Genomic DNA, 16,953 nt, shown 5'->3' with positions numbered 1-16,953 from the left:
TCTGTGGCCTGACGGCCACCCGGAGGTGGGTCAAAATTAATGGCCAGTAGTGGGTCATTTTAATTGGCCACTAACACACTGTAGCGCGTCGCGCGACAGTGTGCAATAGGATTGAATTGGCTATGCCGTTGATTTGTGGACAAGCCGTTTGCACCCAGCGGAGTGCAGGGGGTGGAGCACTGGTGCGCTCCCAGTTTGGTCTGTCAGGAAGAGGATTGGTTGAGGTGGGCCTTCAGGCGATTGCGAATCTGTTCCTGAGCTTCTTCCTTGCCGAACGCCCCTTGACGGAAGCGATCAGCAAGATCGAACATCGCCTGGAAAAGGTTCTCACCATCGTGCCCACGGTTCAGCCTGAACCGATCATGCTCGCGGATGACCCTGCGCCACTCGGCACGCACCTCCGCCCAGAATGCAGCCGTCTCTTCCCAGTACTCTTCACCCGCCTCGAAGCCGACATCGCGTATGGGCGTGTACTGGTTCAGACCCTGCTCGCGCGCCAGATAGGGTGAGTCGGAGGGCTGGCCGGGCGCCTCCAGCCGGAGCTTGAGATTGTCCTGCTCATGGTACCAGCCGGATGGCGTTATGATGTGGCGGTTGACCCCCTCCAGCACGTCGTAGTCGCTGCGAACGCTGTGCTCACGTCTTGGCAGCGGGCGCCAGGTGGTCTGGCTGGTCCAGCGCGAGAAACTGCCGTTGTGCTCCCACTGGCCGAAGGAGGCGTAACGTGGCGAGTCATCCACCTGGTAGACGGTCTGTGACCAGGTCCCGTCGACCGTTTCCGGCTCAAGCTCGCGGGTTTGCCAGACGCCTTCTCCTCGGTACTGGAGGATGGATGTGTCCTCGTAGCGCCAGTCCTGGCGCCAGTGTTTCATCACCATCGGGCCATGGGTTTCCCCGTCCTTCTGGAAGTACATGACCATGATGTGCTGGAGGCTGATGAGGTCCTCCTCGTTGGCGATAACGTACACTTTTTCCGTTGCCCAGCTGTGATAGGGGCGGGCAAGCTCATAATCGGTTGGGAAGGACTGGGTTTCCAGGAACTCGAAATCCGCCCGGTATTCCCCCGCCATCGCCAGGATGGCACGACGGTCACGCTCTTTTGTATCCAGATCTGGGGCGCGAAGCTTCTCCCACTGGTCCGTGGGCGTTTCCACGAGCGTTACGGGGGCTCCTTCGGATGTTCCACCCCTGGGAGACTGAGGGCATTCGTCAAGGGTCCGGCTGAACACGTAGCGGGGTTCGCAGTCTCCGTTGTTGTTTTCCTGCTCCGAAGCGAGGACCGCGCTGGCTGACATGAGAAAAAGCCCGGTAATAAGCAGTAATCGTCCTGCGTATTTGAGCATGGTTAACGGCCTCCGGTGTTAGGGCGGCGCCGGTCTTTGGTCTCGCCCTGTCAGGCCTGATCCTCTCTGGCACCTAGCTCCATGCGCAGCGCCTTGGTGGGGCGAAACGGCATCGTTGGCCGGGAATGGGAGCGGCCCTGTTTATCTCACTTCTTGTGTTGGGGGCAACTGTTCCGATGGGAATTGAACATGCCCGGCACTACACGGCAGGCTCGGGTATAGCACGACCACCGGATGGTGTTCTTATCATGGTTTTCGGGTGGGGCCTGCTTGCGGTCTTGATCGTTGGTATCTGGGTGTGACTACTTTGGCGGTCTGTGTTGGAAGAAAAGTTCTATAACGCTGGGGGCAAGCCAAGTCCATGAAATAAAAAAGCCCACGCAGAGGTGGGCTTTTTTATGGAATATGGCCCGCCCGATAGGATTCGAACCTATGACCTCTGCCTCCGGAGGGCAGCGCTCTATCCAGCTGAGCTACGGGCGGTGGGTGACACCGGAATGGATGGCTCCGGCGTCGGTCGGTGGCTGGCGCCTTGTGAGCACTCCACCGAAACAGGGCTCGTATGATAAGGGCCTTGGGCCCGTGCGTCCATCCCCCGCGGCCATTTCAGTGTTCAAGGGCCGCTGGGTCCGCCTGCCCGTGGTTGATGAGAACATTTTTTACACAAAACACTTGCATTCTTTCGGGCAAATAAGAATAATTAGCATTAAGGTGCTCGTTAGCTGCTATGCAGGAGTTGTCATGTACGTCTGTGTCTGCAACCAAATTACTGATCACGAAATTCGCCGGGCGGTTGAGGATGGCTGCTCCAGCATGCGTCAGCTCCGGAACGAGCTAGGGGTCGCCACCGAGTGTGGTCGGTGTGGAACCATGGCCCGGGATATTCTGAACGAGCACCGGGAGAGCGTGGACCTGGATCTGCTCAACGCGCTGGCACGCCCAGCGTAACAACCCGCTGTTCCCGTGACCGGCAGCCTCTGTGATTGGCTGGCCGCCCGTGACACGTGTGTGCTAACTTTGTGTCATCACAGAGGCACACCGACCACGGGAGATTCACCATGAAAGGCGACAAGCAGGTCATCCAGTATCTGAATCAGGCACTTGCGGCGGAGCTGACCGCGATTAACCAGTATTTTCTACACGCGCGCATGCTCAAGGATTGGGGCATCGACAAGCTCGGCCAGATTGAGTACGACGAATCCATCGACGAGATGAAGCACGCCGATCGGCTGATCGAGCGTATCCTGTTTCTGGGTGGGCTGCCCAACCTGCAGGATCTCAACAAGCTGTTGATTGGCGAGAACGTCAAGGAAATCCTTGAGTGTGACCTTAAGGCGGAGCACGACGGCATCGCCATCTACCGGGCGGGCATCCAGCAGGCCGAGTCCGTTCAGGATTACGGTTCCCGGGATCTGCTGGCGTCGCTGCTGTCGGAAGAAGAAGGCCACGTGGACTTCCTCGAGACGCAGCTTGATATGATCGACCGCATGGGCATCGAGAACTACTGCCAGCTGCAGTCCAGTGGTACCGCTGAGGAAGGCGGCGAATAAGGAGGGTCGTATCATCGGTCGGGAGCGGGTATAATAGGGGCGCTTCTGACGATTGAGGTGTGGTAATGAACAAGCTGACCCGTACTTTCGCAAGTCTCGGCCTTATTGCAGCGTTGGGCGGTTCCGCGCTCACCCTGGCGGCCGTTGAGGATCAGATCCGGGAACGCATCGAGCCCGCCGGCAATGTGAACATTGCGGGTCAGGAAGGGCAGCAGATGCAGCAGCAGTCCAGTGGGCCCCGGGGCGGCGAGGAAGTTTACACCGCCGCCTGCTCAGCGTGCCACGACTCCGGTGCTGCGGGCGCGCCCAAGTTTGGTGATTCCGGAGCCTGGGGGGATCGCATCAGTAAGGGCAAGGAAACGCTCTACAAGCACGCGATCAATGGTTTCAATGCCATGCCGGCCAAGGGTGGTTGTGGCGACTGTTCGGATGAAGAAGTCCAGAACGCCGTCGATTACATGGTTGCGGAGAGCAAATAATCCGGTCGAGCTTCCTCCAAAAGGGATTCGGGTGCCGGGTGTTGTTGTCTGAGGCATTCGAGAGCAGTCAATGCGCATAACCGGTTATACGGACTATTCCCTTCGCGTCCTGATCTACGTTTCTGTTCAGGGTGACCGGTTGGCGACCATTCAGGAAGTTGCTGACCGGTACCAGATCTCCAAGAACCATCTGATGAAGGTGGTCCACCAGCTTACCCGTAAGGGCTATCTGGATAGCGTCCGTGGCAAGAAGGGGGGGATCCGTCTCCGCCAGAATGCGGCGGACATCAATCTGGGCGTGCTGGTGCGGGAGATGGAGCCTGATCTGGATCTGGTGGAGTGTTTCGGGCCGAATAATACCTGTGTCATATCACCGGTGTGCTCGCTCAAAGGGATACTGGGCGAGGCTCTGGATGCGTTCCTGGCGACCCTGGATCGCTATACCCTCGCTGATATCGTCCCGGAGAAGGACGCCCCGCACTTGATCCGGCTTCTCAACATTCCCGTTGAGGACTCGGCCTAGAAGACCGGGCGGTGCTCAGCCACCCGTCATGTTCATGAACCGCAGAATCTGAACATCCCCGTCTGTGGTGAAGTGGTGCTCCTTCGGCTTCAGGTCCATGGCGCTGATAATGGCCTCCCGAATGGGCTCGTCGTCCTCGGGGTAGCGCCGCATCAGTCCCTTAAGGTCCTTTGAGTGTTCATTGCCGAGGCACAGCAGCAGCCGGCCTTCGACGGTCAGGCGTACACGGTTGCAGTCGCCGCAGAAGTTGTGGGTGTGGGGGGAGATGAAGCCTACCTTGCTTGGTGAGTCCGGCATCTGGAAGTAGCGTGAGGGCCCGCCAGTGTCCGCGGTGCTGGGGATCAGGGCATAGCGCTGTTCAATGATCTCGCGCACCTCATCACTGGAACAGAACGTCTCGTCCCGGGTGTGGTCGGAGATCTCACCCAGGGGCATTTCCTCAATGAAGCTGATATCGATGCCGCGGGAACGGGCGAAATCGACCAGGTCGAGCACTTCATGGTCGTTGCGGTTCTTCATGATGACGCTGTTGAGCTTGATGCCCTTGAAGCCGGCGTCGACGGCGGCATCAATGCCCTTGATGACCCTGTTGAGGTCGCCGGTGCGCGTAATCGCGCGGAACTTGTCCGCATCCAGTGAATCGAGGCTGATGTTGAGCCGGTCCATCCCGGCAGCCTGCAGGTCCTGGGCCATGTGTGGGAGTTGGCTGCCATTGGTGGTCATCGCCAGGTCGTTGAGGCCCAGGCTGCCGATGTCCTGGACCAGTTTCAGGATGTCCTTGCGCACCAGCGGTTCGCCGCCGGTCAGGCGGATCTTTTCAACACCGAGCTCGTGAAAGATGCGGGCAATGCGCGCGATCTCTTCCAGGCTGAGTACCTGCTGGCGCGGCAGGAATTCCATGTCCTCGCTCATGCAGTAGACGCAGCGGAAGTCACAGCGGTCGGTCACGGAGATGCGCACATAGGTGATGGTGCGCCCGAACTGGTCGACCAGTGCTTTTTGCGGTTCGGACATCGTGTTCTCCTTACTGCTCGCTCATGGCCTGGAGCTGGACCGGTTCGCCGTCGCGCGTGAAGATGGCGAACTGCTCCAGGTTTTCACCGGTTGTGAGGGTCTGGGCCATGCGGGTGAGGTGTTGTTCGGTCTCGTCCTCGGGCAGGGGCGCGCCGTTGCGTCCGGGGAGGACGGCGGTCATCAGGAATTCCCAGTTGGTGCTGACCTGGTCCGCTTCTTCCACAATGTCCTTGAGGCGGGTCTCGGGTGTCAAGGGGAAGTCGCGGACCATCAGGGGCATGAGGGTGCCCTGATCATCCATTTCAGTGGCTTCACCGCTGGCGGTTTGTTCCTGCAGGCGCTGGACGTGGATGAGTACGACCAGGAGCTTGGTGCCGGGGCCGTCCATTTCGGACATTCGGGCCAGGTCGTCGAAGGTGGTGATTCTTGGTTCGGGGGTGAAGGTTTCTACCGCCATCTGGATGCCTCTGTGTTCTGCGTTTGTCACCAGCCTTTGGGGCTGCTGCCGGCATTGCTGCGGGGGATCCCTTTCAGGGACCGCTGTGAACCCATCCCTGGGCGCTGGCGCGATGGCATCCCTGCCATCGAGCCTCCCTGAAAGGGATCCCCCACATCAATGCTTCGGAACTCCTGCTGGTCGCGGCCTCTGTGCCTCTCCTGATCCCAACATTTCTTCCACTACTGTACCAATGGGTTATCGGCTCCGCTGAGGTCAATGCCCTCGATTCTGGAGCGCCCGGCCAGGATCTGGAGGTACTGGCTGACGGAGCGGCGCCAGACGGATTCCTTCAGATAGGTGGCGATTTTGTCCTTCACGGCTTCATAGGGCAGCTGGTCGCCGCGTTGGCGTTCGTGCAGCCAGACCACATGGAAGCCGTAGCGGGTTTCCAGTGGATGAGTGGAGAGTTCGCCTTCGGGAAGGCGGTCCAGGGCCTTTTCGAAGTCGTGTGAGGTGTCCCCCGGGCCGACGGTGCCCATGTCCCCGCCGGCTTCGGCGGAGGGGCATTTGGAGTGCTTGAACGCGAGCCGTGTAAAGCGGCTGGGGTCGGCCTGGCAGACGCGGATGATGCGCCGGCAGCGCTCCCGGGCGGCGACGCGGGCGTCGGCGTCGTCGGCCGGGGCCGGGCGGAAAACGTGCGAGACGTGGTACCGGCTGGGTGAGCGGAAGCGTTCGCGGTTGCTTTCGTAATACTGCCGGCAGGCGGTGTCGTCCGGTTCCGGGTTGTCCAGTTCCTGGTCGAGGAGCTGGCGGATCTGGGCTTCTTCCTGGGTTTCCGCGGTCTGGCGGTCTTCGCCGGTGATGCCCTGGCGTTCGGCTTCTGTAATCAGCATCGTGCGGATAGACAGAGCGCGTGCCGCTTCTTTTCGGGCTTCCTGGAGCGATGATGCCGGATGATATTGGACTTCCTGATCAATGGCATCTTCGGTAATAGTGCGACCGTTAACCAGGATTTCGCCACCGGCGACTTGCTGAATGGGGATGGCTTGCATGCTACCTCCGGGGTTCGATTGGGGCGGCAGGAGCCGGGGATGCTTGGAGGGAAACTCGGTGGCCAGGGATGGCCACCGCGTAGCCTACACGGATGTACTTGTGGCGGTTCCCGGAAAGCATCCCCGGCTCCTGTCGACCCACTGGAAAGAGTCCGATCACTGCGGCCTTACGATCTGGTACCGCCGGGCCACGTATTCCACCGGCCAGCTCCAGATGTGCACCAGCCGGCTGAACGGGAAAGCGGTGAACATGAGCAGGCCGAGGAAGATGTGGGTCTTGTAGATCCAGTGCACGTCCACGATGTAATGCCATGCGCCGGCCTGGAAGGTGACGATGCCCTGGGCCCAGTGGGCGAGTTCGAGCATGACGGCGCCGTCCAGGTGGTCCATGGAGACGAACAGGGTACACAGGCCGGTGATCAGCTGCAGGTAGATCAGGCAGATGATGAAGGTGTCCATGGGGCTGCTGTTGGCCCGTACGCGGGCGTTGAACAGGCGCCGGTACACCAGGTAGGTGAGACCAGCGAAGCACAGCAGGCCGAAGATGCCACCGGCGACCATGGCCATGATCTGCTTTGCGCCCGGACTCAGGCCCAGGGAGGTGTAGAGTACCGTCGGTGTGAGCAGGCCAAAGAGATGGCCGAAGAACAGCAGCAGGATGCCCACGTGGAAGGCGATACTGGCCCAGCGGAACGCCGGCGGGTTGTTCAGGCTCTGGCTGGACATGGCCCGCCAGGTGTACTGCCCGCGTTCATACCGCAGGAAGCTGCCGAGCAGGAAGATGGTGCCGGCCAGATAGGGGCCGACGCCGAAGATCAGTTGATTGATGTAGGTTTCCATGGTGTTTCTCCCCTGGATCAGCGTTGGCCGGCGGCCTGGGCGCCCGGGTTGTCCACCCAGCGCACAGGGATCTCGTCCGTTGGTGTGGTGGCGGCGCTGGGGCTGGTGTTGCCGCAGCCGCCGCCGGCCGGGTCGTTGTTGCCGAGGAAGGTGACCTGTTCCTCTTCCCAGATCTCGTCCATCTTGGTGATGGATTCATCCGGGCCCTCGTTGGCGGCCAGCTCGCGCATGTCCCGGGCCTGCTCGCAGCTGCCGCCGATGACTTCCAGGGCCTGGAAGAGGGCGGCATAGCGGGATTCCTTTTCTTCCAGGCGGGCGCCGAGCAGGACCAAGACGGGCATGGCGTCACCGAGCATGTCGGTGATCTCGGTTTCGTCCTGGGTGGAGAGGTATTCCAGAAAAAGCGGGATGTAGTCCGGCAGTTCCCGGGCGTCGAGTTCGTAGCCGTGCAGGCGGTAGTGTTCCATCAGGTCGACCATGGCCTGGCCACGGTCCCGGGATTCGCCGTGCACGTGTTCGAACAGATGCAGCGACAGGTGGCGCCCGCGGTCGAAGAGGCTGACGTAGTCTTCCTGGATCTCACCCAGGGGGCGTTCCGCCAGCTCATCAATGAGTGCCAGGAGCGCGTCCCGGGGGGCTTCCCCGAGGCGCGGTTCGCTGCGGATGACCTCGGCCAGTTCCGGCAGGGCCTCCTGCATGGGGGCCGTGGGATAGGCCATAAGGTGGGCAATGGCTCGCAGTGTCTTCATGGTGACCTCCTCAGTTGCCCATCTTCTCAACGCGCACGGAAAAGAAGTTGCGCTTGTTGTTGGGCTTGCCGCCGAACACGTCGGCGTCGTCGCCACCCCCGGCGTTGCAGCCGCTGCCGAAGCTGAAGCCGCAGCCGCCACGCTCGGTCTGGCCGTCGTAGATGGATTCGGCGTATTCGCGCTTGTTGGTCGGGATCACAAAGCGATCCTCGTAGTCGGCGATGGCCATGTAGCGGAACATCTGCTCGACCGTTTCCACATCCAGTCCGACCCGTTCCAGCACTTCGGTGTTCTCAATGCCGTCCACGTTGCGCCCGCGCATGAAGGCCCGCATGGCCAACATCCGTTCCAGGGCCTGGGTGATGGGCGCTTCTTCGCCGGCGGTGAGCATGTTGGCCAGGTAGCGCACGGGGATGCGCAGCTGGTCCACATCCGGGATGGCGCCGTTGTAGCCGATCCTGCCAGCCTCGGCAGCGGACTGGATGGGCGACAGCGGCGGGGCGTACCACACCATGGGCAGTGTCCGGTATTCCGGGTGCAGCGGGAAAGCGACCTTCCACTCCATGGCCATCTTGTAGACCGGGGAGTTCTGCGCCGCTTCGAGCCAGTCGTCCGGGATGCCCTGGCGGCGTGCCTCGGCGATGATCTCCGGATCGTTCGGGTCCAGGAAGACGTCCATCTGGGCTTCGTACAGATCCTGCTCGTTGGGCGTGCTCGCGGCCTCCTCAATGCGGTCGGCGTCGTAGAGCATCACACCCAGGTAGCGGATCCGGCCCACACAGGTCTCGGAGCACACCGTGGGCTGGCCCACCTCAATGCGCGGGTAGCAGAAGGTGCACTTCTCGGACTTGCCGGACTTCCAGTTGTAGTAGATCTTCTTGTACGGGCAGCCGGAGACGCACATGCGCCAGCCGCGGCACTTGTCCTGGTCGATCAGTACGATGCCGTCCTCTTCCCGCTTGTAGATGGCACCGCTGGGGCAGGAGGCCACGCAGGTGGGGTTGAGGCAGTGCTCGCACAGCCGGGGCAGGTACATCATGAAGGTGTTCTCGAACTGGCCGTAGATCTCCTTCTGCACGCCCTCGAAGTTGTAGTCCTTCGAACGGTGCTTGAATTCCGTGCCCAGGATCTCCTCCCAGTTCGGGCCCCATTCGATCTTTTCCATGCGCTTGCCGGTCAGCAGTGAGCGTGGCCGAGCCGTGGGCATGGTCTTGGCGTCTCCCGCTTTCTGCAGGTGCGCGTAGTCGAAGTCGAAGGGCTCGTAATAGTCATCGATGGCCGGCATGTCCGGGTTGGCGAAAATGTTCGCCAGCACCCGCCAGCGCCCGCCGATGCGGGGCTGGATGCTGCCGTCGTCGAGACGCTTCCAGCCGCCCTTCCAGCGCTCCTGATTCTCCCATTCCTTGGGATAGCCCACGCCGGGCTTGGTCTCGACGTTGTTGAACCAGGCGTATTCCATGCCCTCGCGGGAGGTCCAGACGTTCTTGCAGGTTACCGAGCAGGTGTGGCACCCGATGCACTTGTCCAGGTTCAACACCTTGCCGATCTGTGCGCGTATCCTCATGTCATGCCCCCTCTGTCCGCATGGCATCGCCCGATTCCTCGTCCATCCAGTCGACGTTGCTCATCTTCCGGACGACGATGAACTCGTCGCGGTTGGAACCCACGGTTCCGTGGTAGTTGAAGAAATAGCTCTGCTGGGCGTAGCCGCCGATCATGTGCGTCGGCTTGAGCACGGCCCGCGTCACGGAGTTGTGAATGCCGCCGCGGTTGCCGGTGATCTCGGATCCGGGCGTGTTCACAATCTTCTCCTGGGCGTGGTACATCATCGACATGCCCTCGGGCACCCGTTGACTCACCACGGCCCGCGCGGTGATGGCGCCGTTGACGTTGAACGCCTCGATCCAGTCGTTGTCCTCGACCCCGGCCTTGGCCGCGTCGGTCTCGCTCATCCAGACGATCGGGCCGCCGCGCGAGAGCGTGAGCATCAGCAGGTTGTCCGTGTAGGTGCTGTGGATGCCCCACTTCTGGTGCGGGGTAATGAAGTTGAGCACGATCTCGGTGTTGCCGTTGCCCTTCTTGTTCATGATCGGGTCGATCGTCTTCATGTCGATCGGCGGCTTGTACACGCACAGGGTCTCGCCGAAGGCGCGCATCCACAGATGATCCTGGTAGAACTGCTGGCGCCCGGTGAGGGTCCGCCAGGGGATCAGCTCGTTGACGTTGGTCCAGCCGGCGTTATAGCTGACCTTGTCCGATTCCACACCCGACCAGGTGGGCGAGGAGATGATCTTGCGCGGCTGGGCCACGATGTCGTTGAAGCGGATGGTCTCGCCTTCATGGGAGCGCGCCAGGTGCGCGTGCTCGCGACCGGTCTGCTCGCTCAGCGCATCCCAGGCACGCACCGCCACATGACCGTTGGTCTCAGGGGCCAGGCTCAGGATGGTTTCGCAGGCATTGACCGCCGTGCGGATCTTGGGCCGGCCCTTGGTGCTGACGTTCTCGGTCACGCGGCCGTTGAGGTCGCCCAGGAACTCGACCTCGTCCTGGGTTTTCCAGGTAATGCCCTTGCCACCATTGCCCGCGTTGTCCATGAGCGGACCGAGGGCCGTGAAGCGGTTGTAGGTCTCGGGGTAGTTGCGCTCCACCGGCACCATGTTGGGCATGGTCTTGCCGGGAATGGGCTCGCACTCACCTTTCTTCCAGTCTTTCACGTCCTTGGGCTGGGCCATTTCCGCCGGGGTGTCGTGGATGTGCGGCAGGGTGGTTACGTCGGTTTCCTCGCCGAGGTGACCCTGGCAGAGCTCCGAGAACTTCTTGGCGATGCCGCGGTAGATGTCCCAGTCGGAACGCGACTCCCAGGCCGGATCCACGGCCGCGGTCAGCGGGTGGATGAAGGGGTGCATGTCGGAGGTGTTCATGTCGTGCTTTTCGTACCAGGTGGCGGTCGGCAGCACGATGTCCGAGTACATGCAAGTGGTCGACATCCGGAAGTCCAGAGTGGTCAGCAGGTCCAGCTTGCCGGTGGCCGCGTCGCGCCACTGCACTTCCTCGGGCTTCTCGGCGTTGGGGATGCTGTCCAGATCCTTGCCCTGAAGGCCGGTCTCGGTCCCCAGCAGGTACTTGAGGAAATACTCGTGGCCCTTGCCCGAGGAGCCCAGCAGGTTGGAGCGCCAGACGAACATGTTGCGCGGGAAGTTGGCCGGGTTGTCCGGGTCCTCGCTGGCGAACTGCAGGCTGCCGTCGCGCAGGGACTGCACGATGTAGTCCTTGATCTCCATGCCGGCCTGCTTGGCCTCGCGTGCCACCTGCAGCGGGTTGCGCGACAGCTGCGGCGCGGAGGGCAGCCAGCCCATGCGCTCGGCGCGCACGTTGTAGTCGATCATGGAGCCGTTCCAGTCATCGGCGTTGACCAGCGGTGACAGGATCTCCTCCATGCTGACCGTCTCGTGGCGCCACTGGCTGGTGTGGTTGTAGAAGAAGGAGGTGGAGTTCATGTGCCGCGGCGGACGGTGCCAGTCCATGGCGAATGCCACGGGTGCCCAGCCGGTCTGCGGGCGCAGCTTTTCCTGCCCCACGTAGTGGGCCCAGCCACCGCCGGAGACGCCGATGCAACCGCACATCATCAGCATCTTGATGACGCCCCGGTAGTTCATGTCCATGTGGTACCAGTGGTTCATGGCGGCGCCGATGATGATCATGGACTTGCCCTGGGTCTTATGGGCGTTCTCCGCGAACTGCTGCGCCACGGTGATGACCTTCTCGCGCGGCACGCCGGTGATGGCTTCCTGCCAGGCCGGGGTGTAGGGCACGTCGTCATCGTAGGAGCTGGCCACGTGGTCGCCACCCAACCCCCGGTCAATGCCGTAGTTGGCCACCATCAGGTCGAAGACGCTGGCCACGCGAGCGGTGCTGCCGTCGGCCAGGGTGATGGTGCGGATCGGTACGCGACGCTGCTGGACCGGATCATGGCTGGTGTGGGAGAAGTGCGGGTTGCCGCCGCCCCCGAAATAGGGGAAAGCCACCTCGGTTACATCGTCGGACTGCTCAATATGGGTCAGGCGCAGGTGGATGTCGTTGCCGTCGCCGGTCTTCTGCTCCAGGTTCCACTTGCCCTTGCTTTCGGTCCAGCGGAAGCCGATGGAACCGGTAGGTGCGACCAGGTTGTTGCTGTTGTCGTCCCAGGCAATGGTTTTCCAGTCGGCGTTGTCATCCTCGCCCAGATCGTTCGCCAGGTCCGAGGCACGCAGGAAGCGCCCGGGGACGGTGTTGCCGTTTTCTTCGTCCAGAAGGACCAGGTAGGGCAGGTCGGTGTAGCGGCGGACGTAGTCGTCGAAGTAGTCGCTCTTACCCTCGACGTGCCATTCCTTGAGGATGACGTGGCCCAGGGCCATTGCCAGGGCGGAGTCGGTGCCCTGCTTGGGGTTGAGCCAGATGTCGCCGAACTTGGAGGCCTCGGAGTAGTCCGGGGTGACGGTGACGGTCTTGGTGCCCCGGTAACGGGCCTCGGTCATGTAGTGGGCATCCGGTGTCCGCGTCTGCGGCACGTTGGAGCCCCACATCATCAGGAAGGTGGAGTTGAACCAGTCTGCGGACTCGGGCACGTCCGTCTGCTCGCCCCAGGTCTGGGGAGAGGCGGGGGGCAGGTCGCAGTACCAGTCGTAAAAGCTCATGCAGACGCCGCCGATCAGCGACAGGTAGCGGGTGCCGGCCGCGTAGGAGACCATGGACATGGCCGGGATCGGGGAGAAGCCGATGATCCGGTCAGGGCCGTAGTCGCGAGCGGTGTAGACGTTGGCGGCGGCGATGATTTCCTGAACTTCCGTCCAGTCGGCGCGGATGAAACCGCCCAGGCCCCGGCGGGACTTGTAGGCGTGGGCCTTCTGCGGATCCTGGACAATGGAGGCCCAGGCTTCCACCGGATCATTGTGCTGCTTCTTCGCATCGCGCCAGAGTTCCACCAAGTGGCGGCGTACCATGGGATGCTTGAGCCGGTTGGCGCTGTAGATGTACCAGGAGAAGCTGGCACCCCGGGCGCAGCCGCGCGGCTCGTGGTTGGGCAGGCCCGGGCGCGTGCGCGGGTAGTCGGTCTGCTGGGTTTCCCAGGTGACCAGCCCGTTCTTGACGTAGATCTTCCAGGAGCACGAGCCGGTGCAGTTCACACCATGGGTGGAGCGAACCACCTTGTCGTGCTGCCAGCGCGAGCGGTAACCGTCCTCCCAGCGCCGGTCCTCGTCAACGGTCACACCGTGGCCGTCGGAAAAAGGGGCCCTCTGGCGCTTGAAGAACGTCAGTCGGTCCAGAAAGTTACTCATCTTGATCTCCTCAGGGTTGCCCTGTCCGCGCTGCCTGAATGTTGAGCTTTCTCAATGCTTCAGGCTGATGGTCCCTATTCTGGCCAATAAGAAGTATCAGGTCTGCATGGATACCCCGAGATAACCGGGCTCTACCCCCCAAGGGATAGGGCCGGGTTACACGTTGTTTTCAGGTGCTTCCCCAAGGGTGGCGAGAAGACTGGCGGCGATGACGATCAGCCCGATGCTCATCAGCGGCGTGAAGCGCCAGCCGAACGCTTCGGAGATCAGGGGGGTGGAGGCATACGCAAACACGATCCCCAGCAGGCAAAGCGTGAGCAGGCCCGTGGCGAGAATGCGGCAAGGGATAAGGGTGAGCCTGCGCAGGTAGACGAGTCCGATGGCAAAGCAGCCGGGAACCAGCCCCAGTCCAGCGCCCACCAGAAGCAGGTGGCTGAACCGGGTTGCCAGCGACAGGCCGGCGAGCGACGGCGTCAGGGCCAGGAAGACCACCAGCAGCACCGTGCCAGGGTTGGCGGCGTGGACGGCCCAGCGGTAAAGCGGCCACACCAGCAGGGTGCTGACAAAGGCCGGCACTGCCAGTGTGAGCCCGAACTGGGGCGCGCTCAGCTCAAAGGTCTGTGATACCAGGGTTACCAGTGCTGCGAAAACGCCCCAGCTGCCCGCAGCCAACGCCATTACCAGGGTGGCCAGCGGCAGGGAACTGGACAGGTTCCAGTCTTGGCCAGCGGGCTGCATGGGATTCTCGACCTCGCGATTAGGCGGATGATGACTTCCGTTTCCGGTTCCTGAGTTTCCGCTTAGCAGCTGATCCGGTCAAAATGTCAATGGAGGTATCTGGTTGTTGAATTGGTGTAGTATGTCTATTACTTTCGGTGTACACCGGTTCCCGCAGTCTTGCCGATTACGTTAGGTTCTGACCCTTATGCGCCTTTTCAGGGATTCGTTGATTGCCCGCATCGGCATAGCCCTCGCCGCCGTTGTGATTCTGGCACTGATCAATATCGTGGTTTCGCTGGTGATCTCGGCCAGTGCCCGGGGTGACGCCACGGCGATCAACCATTCAGGGCTGGTGCGCATGGAGCTCCAGAGGCTGGTGACCCTTGCGGGCCCGGAGACGGATAGCGCCCCCCGGTCCGATCAAGCGGTCCAGGACCAGATCGAGCGCATTACCCACCGTCTGGAAAGCCCATTGCTCAATGGCGCCATGCCGGGGCTGGAGCACCCCGTGACGGACCGCTATCAACGGGTCCGCCTGGGCTGGCTTGCGTTGATCCGACCGGCCTATCAAGACGCTGTGCAGGGTGCGGGTACCAATGGCATGCCGCTGCAGAACACCCGGGTTTTCATCGGCGCCGTTGACAGCCTGGTGGGTGCCCTGGAGGAGCGCGCGGAATCGCGCATTGCGCTTCTGGGCGTGGTACAGATTCTGTCGCTGCTGCTGACGCTGGCCGTAGTCGTCGTGCTGTTCATGGATGTGCGCCGGCGGGTGCTGGAGCCACTTAACAGGCTTCTGGCGATGGCCCGGGCGGCGTCGCACCAGGATTTCTCCCAGCGCACCGGCTTCCGGGGGCAGGATGAACTGGCGGTGCTTGGCCGAACCTTTGACCAGATGAGCGAATCCCTGTCGCGGCGCTATGCGGACCTGGAATCCCGCGCCGCCGCCCGCACCGATGAACTGGAGCGCAGTCACCGCGCCCTGCAGCTGTTGCACAGCGCCAGCCGCTCGCTCTACGGAGCAACGGACCTGTGCGAGGGGGCTGTTCCGTTGCTGCAGCAGCTGGAAAGCCTGCTCGGCATTGGACCGGTCAGCCTCTATCTGCACGAGCGCGAAAACGAGGCCCCCTTCGAGGCGGTTACCACCCATGCCGAGGCCCGTCCGGAACACTGTCGGTCCTTCAACTGCGATGCCTGCCTGACCGGCTGCCACACGCTGGAGGACCAGCCCGAGGAACACCGCAAGCGGCTGCTGTTGCCGGTGCGTACCGGGGACGATCTGGTGGGGACGCTGGAGGTCTGGTACGAACGGGGGCGGACCCTGCAGCATCACGAACGCCAGCTTCTGGAAACCCTGGCGGACCAGTTGGGTACCGCCGTCTACCTGAACCGGCGCATGACGGAGCAGCAGCGGCTGACGCTGATGGAGGAGCGCACCATCATTGCCCGGGAGCTTCATGATTCGCTGGCGCAGTCGCTGTCCTATCTCAAGATGCAGGTGGCCCGGCTGCAGAAGCTCCAGCAGGATTCGGGGCGTGAGGTGGATCCTCGCGAGGACGAAGTGATTCAGGAACTGCGCAATGGATTGAACAATGGTTATCGCCAGCTGCGTGAACTGCTCACGACCTTCCGGTTGCAGTTCGATTCGCCCGGTCTGGAGGAGGCCCTGAACCGGACGGTGACGGAATTCAGCGACCGGCTTGGCCATCCAGTATCATTGACGTACGAGCTTTCGCCCCGGATGTTATCGCCCAATGAGGAGATCCATGTGCTGCAGATTGTGCGCGAGGCCCTGGCGAACGTGCTCAAGCATTCCCAGGCGACTGAAGCCTGGGTGCGCGTGTACCAGAGTAATGGCTCGCTGCGGGTCGTGGTGAGGGATAATGGCGTGGGGTTGCCCGACGGTGGGGTGCCGCCAAGCCATTATGGCATTGTGATCATGCGCGACCGCAGCCAGACATTGGGCGGCGAACTCAGTATGCGTAACCGGGAAGAGGGCGGCGCCGAGGTGCGCCTGATGATCCCGCAGAACAACTCCGGCCTGATCCAGGCCTCCTGACCCTTTTGGTGATTGAACAGTAACGGGATGACGCCACATGAGCCAGACAGAAGAAACCACGCCAGCACAGATTCTTCTGATTGACGACCACCCCCTGCTTCGCCGGGGCATTACCCAGCTGCTGGAAATGGAAGACAGCATGACCCTGGCCGGAGAAGCCAGCAACGCCCAGGAAGGCATACGCCTTGCCAGTGAGCTGGATCCGGACCTGATCCTGCTGGACCTGAACATGCCGGGAACAGATGGCCATGAAACGCTGCGCAAACTGCGCGAGGATGGCTTCCCGGGCCGGATTGTGATCTTCACGGTTTCGGATGCCGAGGACGATGTGGTCACGGCGCTGCGCGCGGGGGCCGATGGCTACCTGCTCAAGGACATGGAGCCCGAGGACCTGATGACGCGTCTGCACCAGGCGGCGGTCGGTAAGCTCGTGGTCAGCGACCGGCTGACGACGCTGTTGGCCGATGCACTGCGTCAGCAGACCACGCCTGAGGCAGAGGGGCCTGATTACGCCAGCCTGACGCCGCGTGAAAAGGACATCCTGCGCCACATCGCCGAAGGCCTCTCCAACAAGATGGTGGCCCGGCGGCTGGACATCAGCGAGGGCACCGTCAAGGTGCACGTTAAGCATCTTCTCAAGAAACTGGGGCTGCGTTCCCGGGTTGAGGCCGCCGTCTGGGCGGTTCAGGAGGGGTACGCTGAATCCGGGTGATTCGCACTTCTGGGTGTGGATTCCGTTGTGCCCCGAGCGGCGCAGGGGAGCAGAGGTTGATGCCTCTGCTCCCCTGACTGAGGATTAGCCCGGATTTCTCATGAGAAGGAAGGAAAAAGCGGCTTAAAGTGTTAGAATTCAAGCCTCTACACACGAACCAA

Annotated in this window: 15 protein-coding genes and 1 tRNA gene; 6 read left to right on the top strand and 10 right to left on the bottom strand. The window is 62.0% G+C overall.

What is annotated here, in order from left to right:
* Window positions 1-203: 203 nt before the first annotated feature.
* Window positions 204-1,343, bottom strand: a complete 1,140-nt coding sequence (locus AC1RQI_RS15375) for a DUF6607 family protein (RefSeq protein ID WP_481905502.1) — start codon at window positions 1,341-1,343, stop codon at window positions 204-206.
* Window positions 1,344-1,749: 406 nt separating this feature from the next.
* Window positions 1,750-1,826, bottom strand: a tRNA-Arg gene (locus AC1RQI_RS15370).
* Window positions 1,827-1,844: 18 nt separating this feature from the next.
* On the opposite strand from AC1RQI_RS15370, the gene AC1RQI_RS15365 reads away from it, so the two are divergent.
* The 4 genes from AC1RQI_RS15365 (at window position 1,845) to AC1RQI_RS15350 (ending at window position 3,895) form a co-directional block, all read left to right on the top strand.
* Window positions 1,845-2,291 carry a bacterioferritin-associated ferredoxin gene (locus AC1RQI_RS15365; protein WP_481905501.1) on the top strand — a complete coding sequence of 149 codons (447 nt, stop codon included), beginning with the start codon at window positions 1,845-1,847 and terminating at the stop codon, window positions 2,289-2,291.
* Between the two features lie 110 nt (window positions 2,292-2,401).
* Window positions 2,402-2,893 carry a bacterioferritin gene (gene bfr / locus AC1RQI_RS15360; protein ID WP_481905500.1) on the top strand — a complete coding sequence of 164 codons (492 nt, stop codon included), beginning with the start codon at window positions 2,402-2,404 and terminating at the stop codon, window positions 2,891-2,893.
* 65 nt (window positions 2,894-2,958) lie between these two features.
* Window positions 2,959-3,372 (top strand): c-type cytochrome, encoded by a 414-nt coding sequence (locus AC1RQI_RS15355; protein WP_481905499.1) that lies wholly within the window; start codon window positions 2,959-2,961, stop codon window positions 3,370-3,372.
* Between the two features lie 70 nt (window positions 3,373-3,442).
* Window positions 3,443-3,895, top strand: coding sequence for an Rrf2 family transcriptional regulator (locus AC1RQI_RS15350; RefSeq protein WP_481905498.1), 453 nt, complete (start codon window positions 3,443-3,445; stop codon window positions 3,893-3,895).
* A 15-nt stretch (window positions 3,896-3,910) separates the two neighbouring features.
* Here the strand turns inward: AC1RQI_RS15350 and moaA are convergent, their stop codons facing one another.
* From moaA to AC1RQI_RS15310, 8 genes are all read right to left on the bottom strand, one after another.
* On the bottom strand, window positions 3,911-4,909 hold the full coding sequence (gene moaA, locus AC1RQI_RS15345; protein WP_481905497.1) for a GTP 3',8-cyclase MoaA: 999 nt from the start codon (window positions 4,907-4,909) through the stop codon (window positions 3,911-3,913).
* A 10-nt stretch (window positions 4,910-4,919) separates the two neighbouring features.
* Complete coding sequence (locus AC1RQI_RS15340; RefSeq protein ID WP_481905496.1) at window positions 4,920-5,366, bottom strand: hypothetical protein; 447 nt, start codon at window positions 5,364-5,366, stop codon at window positions 4,920-4,922.
* Between the two features lie 221 nt (window positions 5,367-5,587).
* A complete protein-coding gene (locus AC1RQI_RS15335; RefSeq protein WP_481905495.1) occupies window positions 5,588-6,400 on the bottom strand; it encodes a peptidylprolyl isomerase in 813 nt (270 codons plus the stop codon).
* Between the two features lie 156 nt (window positions 6,401-6,556).
* Window positions 6,557-7,240 carry a respiratory nitrate reductase subunit gamma gene (gene narI / locus AC1RQI_RS15330; RefSeq protein ID WP_481905494.1) on the bottom strand — a complete coding sequence of 228 codons (684 nt, stop codon included), beginning with the start codon at window positions 7,238-7,240 and terminating at the stop codon, window positions 6,557-6,559.
* Between the two features lie 17 nt (window positions 7,241-7,257).
* Window positions 7,258-7,989, bottom strand: coding sequence for a nitrate reductase molybdenum cofactor assembly chaperone (narJ, locus tag AC1RQI_RS15325; RefSeq protein ID WP_481905493.1), 732 nt, complete (start codon window positions 7,987-7,989; stop codon window positions 7,258-7,260).
* 10 nt (window positions 7,990-7,999) lie between these two features.
* A complete protein-coding gene (narH, locus tag AC1RQI_RS15320; protein WP_481905492.1) occupies window positions 8,000-9,553 on the bottom strand; it encodes a nitrate reductase subunit beta in 1,554 nt (517 codons plus the stop codon).
* A 1-nt stretch (window position 9,554) separates the two neighbouring features.
* Window positions 9,555-13,304, bottom strand: a complete 3,750-nt coding sequence (locus AC1RQI_RS15315; RefSeq protein ID WP_481905491.1) for a nitrate reductase subunit alpha — start codon at window positions 13,302-13,304, stop codon at window positions 9,555-9,557.
* A gap of 156 nt (window positions 13,305-13,460) precedes the next feature.
* Entirely contained in the window at window positions 13,461-14,042 is a 582-nt protein-coding gene (locus AC1RQI_RS15310) for a hypothetical protein (protein WP_481905490.1), read from the bottom strand.
* A 187-nt stretch (window positions 14,043-14,229) separates the two neighbouring features.
* On the opposite strand from AC1RQI_RS15310, the gene AC1RQI_RS15305 reads away from it, so the two are divergent.
* Together AC1RQI_RS15305 and narL are read left to right on the top strand one after the other, a co-directional pair.
* Window positions 14,230-16,080 carry an ATP-binding protein gene (locus AC1RQI_RS15305; RefSeq protein ID WP_481905489.1) on the top strand — a complete coding sequence of 617 codons (1,851 nt, stop codon included), beginning with the start codon at window positions 14,230-14,232 and terminating at the stop codon, window positions 16,078-16,080.
* A 37-nt stretch (window positions 16,081-16,117) separates the two neighbouring features.
* The gene (gene narL, locus AC1RQI_RS15300; RefSeq protein ID WP_416632599.1) at window positions 16,118-16,792 is read left to right on the top strand and encodes a two-component system response regulator NarL; all 675 of its coding nucleotides are present in this window, start codon (window positions 16,118-16,120) and stop codon (window positions 16,790-16,792) included.
* The last annotated feature ends 161 nt before the right edge of the window (window positions 16,793-16,953 follow it).

The organism is Salicola sp. AFF1 (assembly GCF_056783195.1).
The sequence above is the reverse complement of the archived record's forward strand: the minus strand, read 5'-3'. Positions and strand labels throughout refer to the sequence as shown.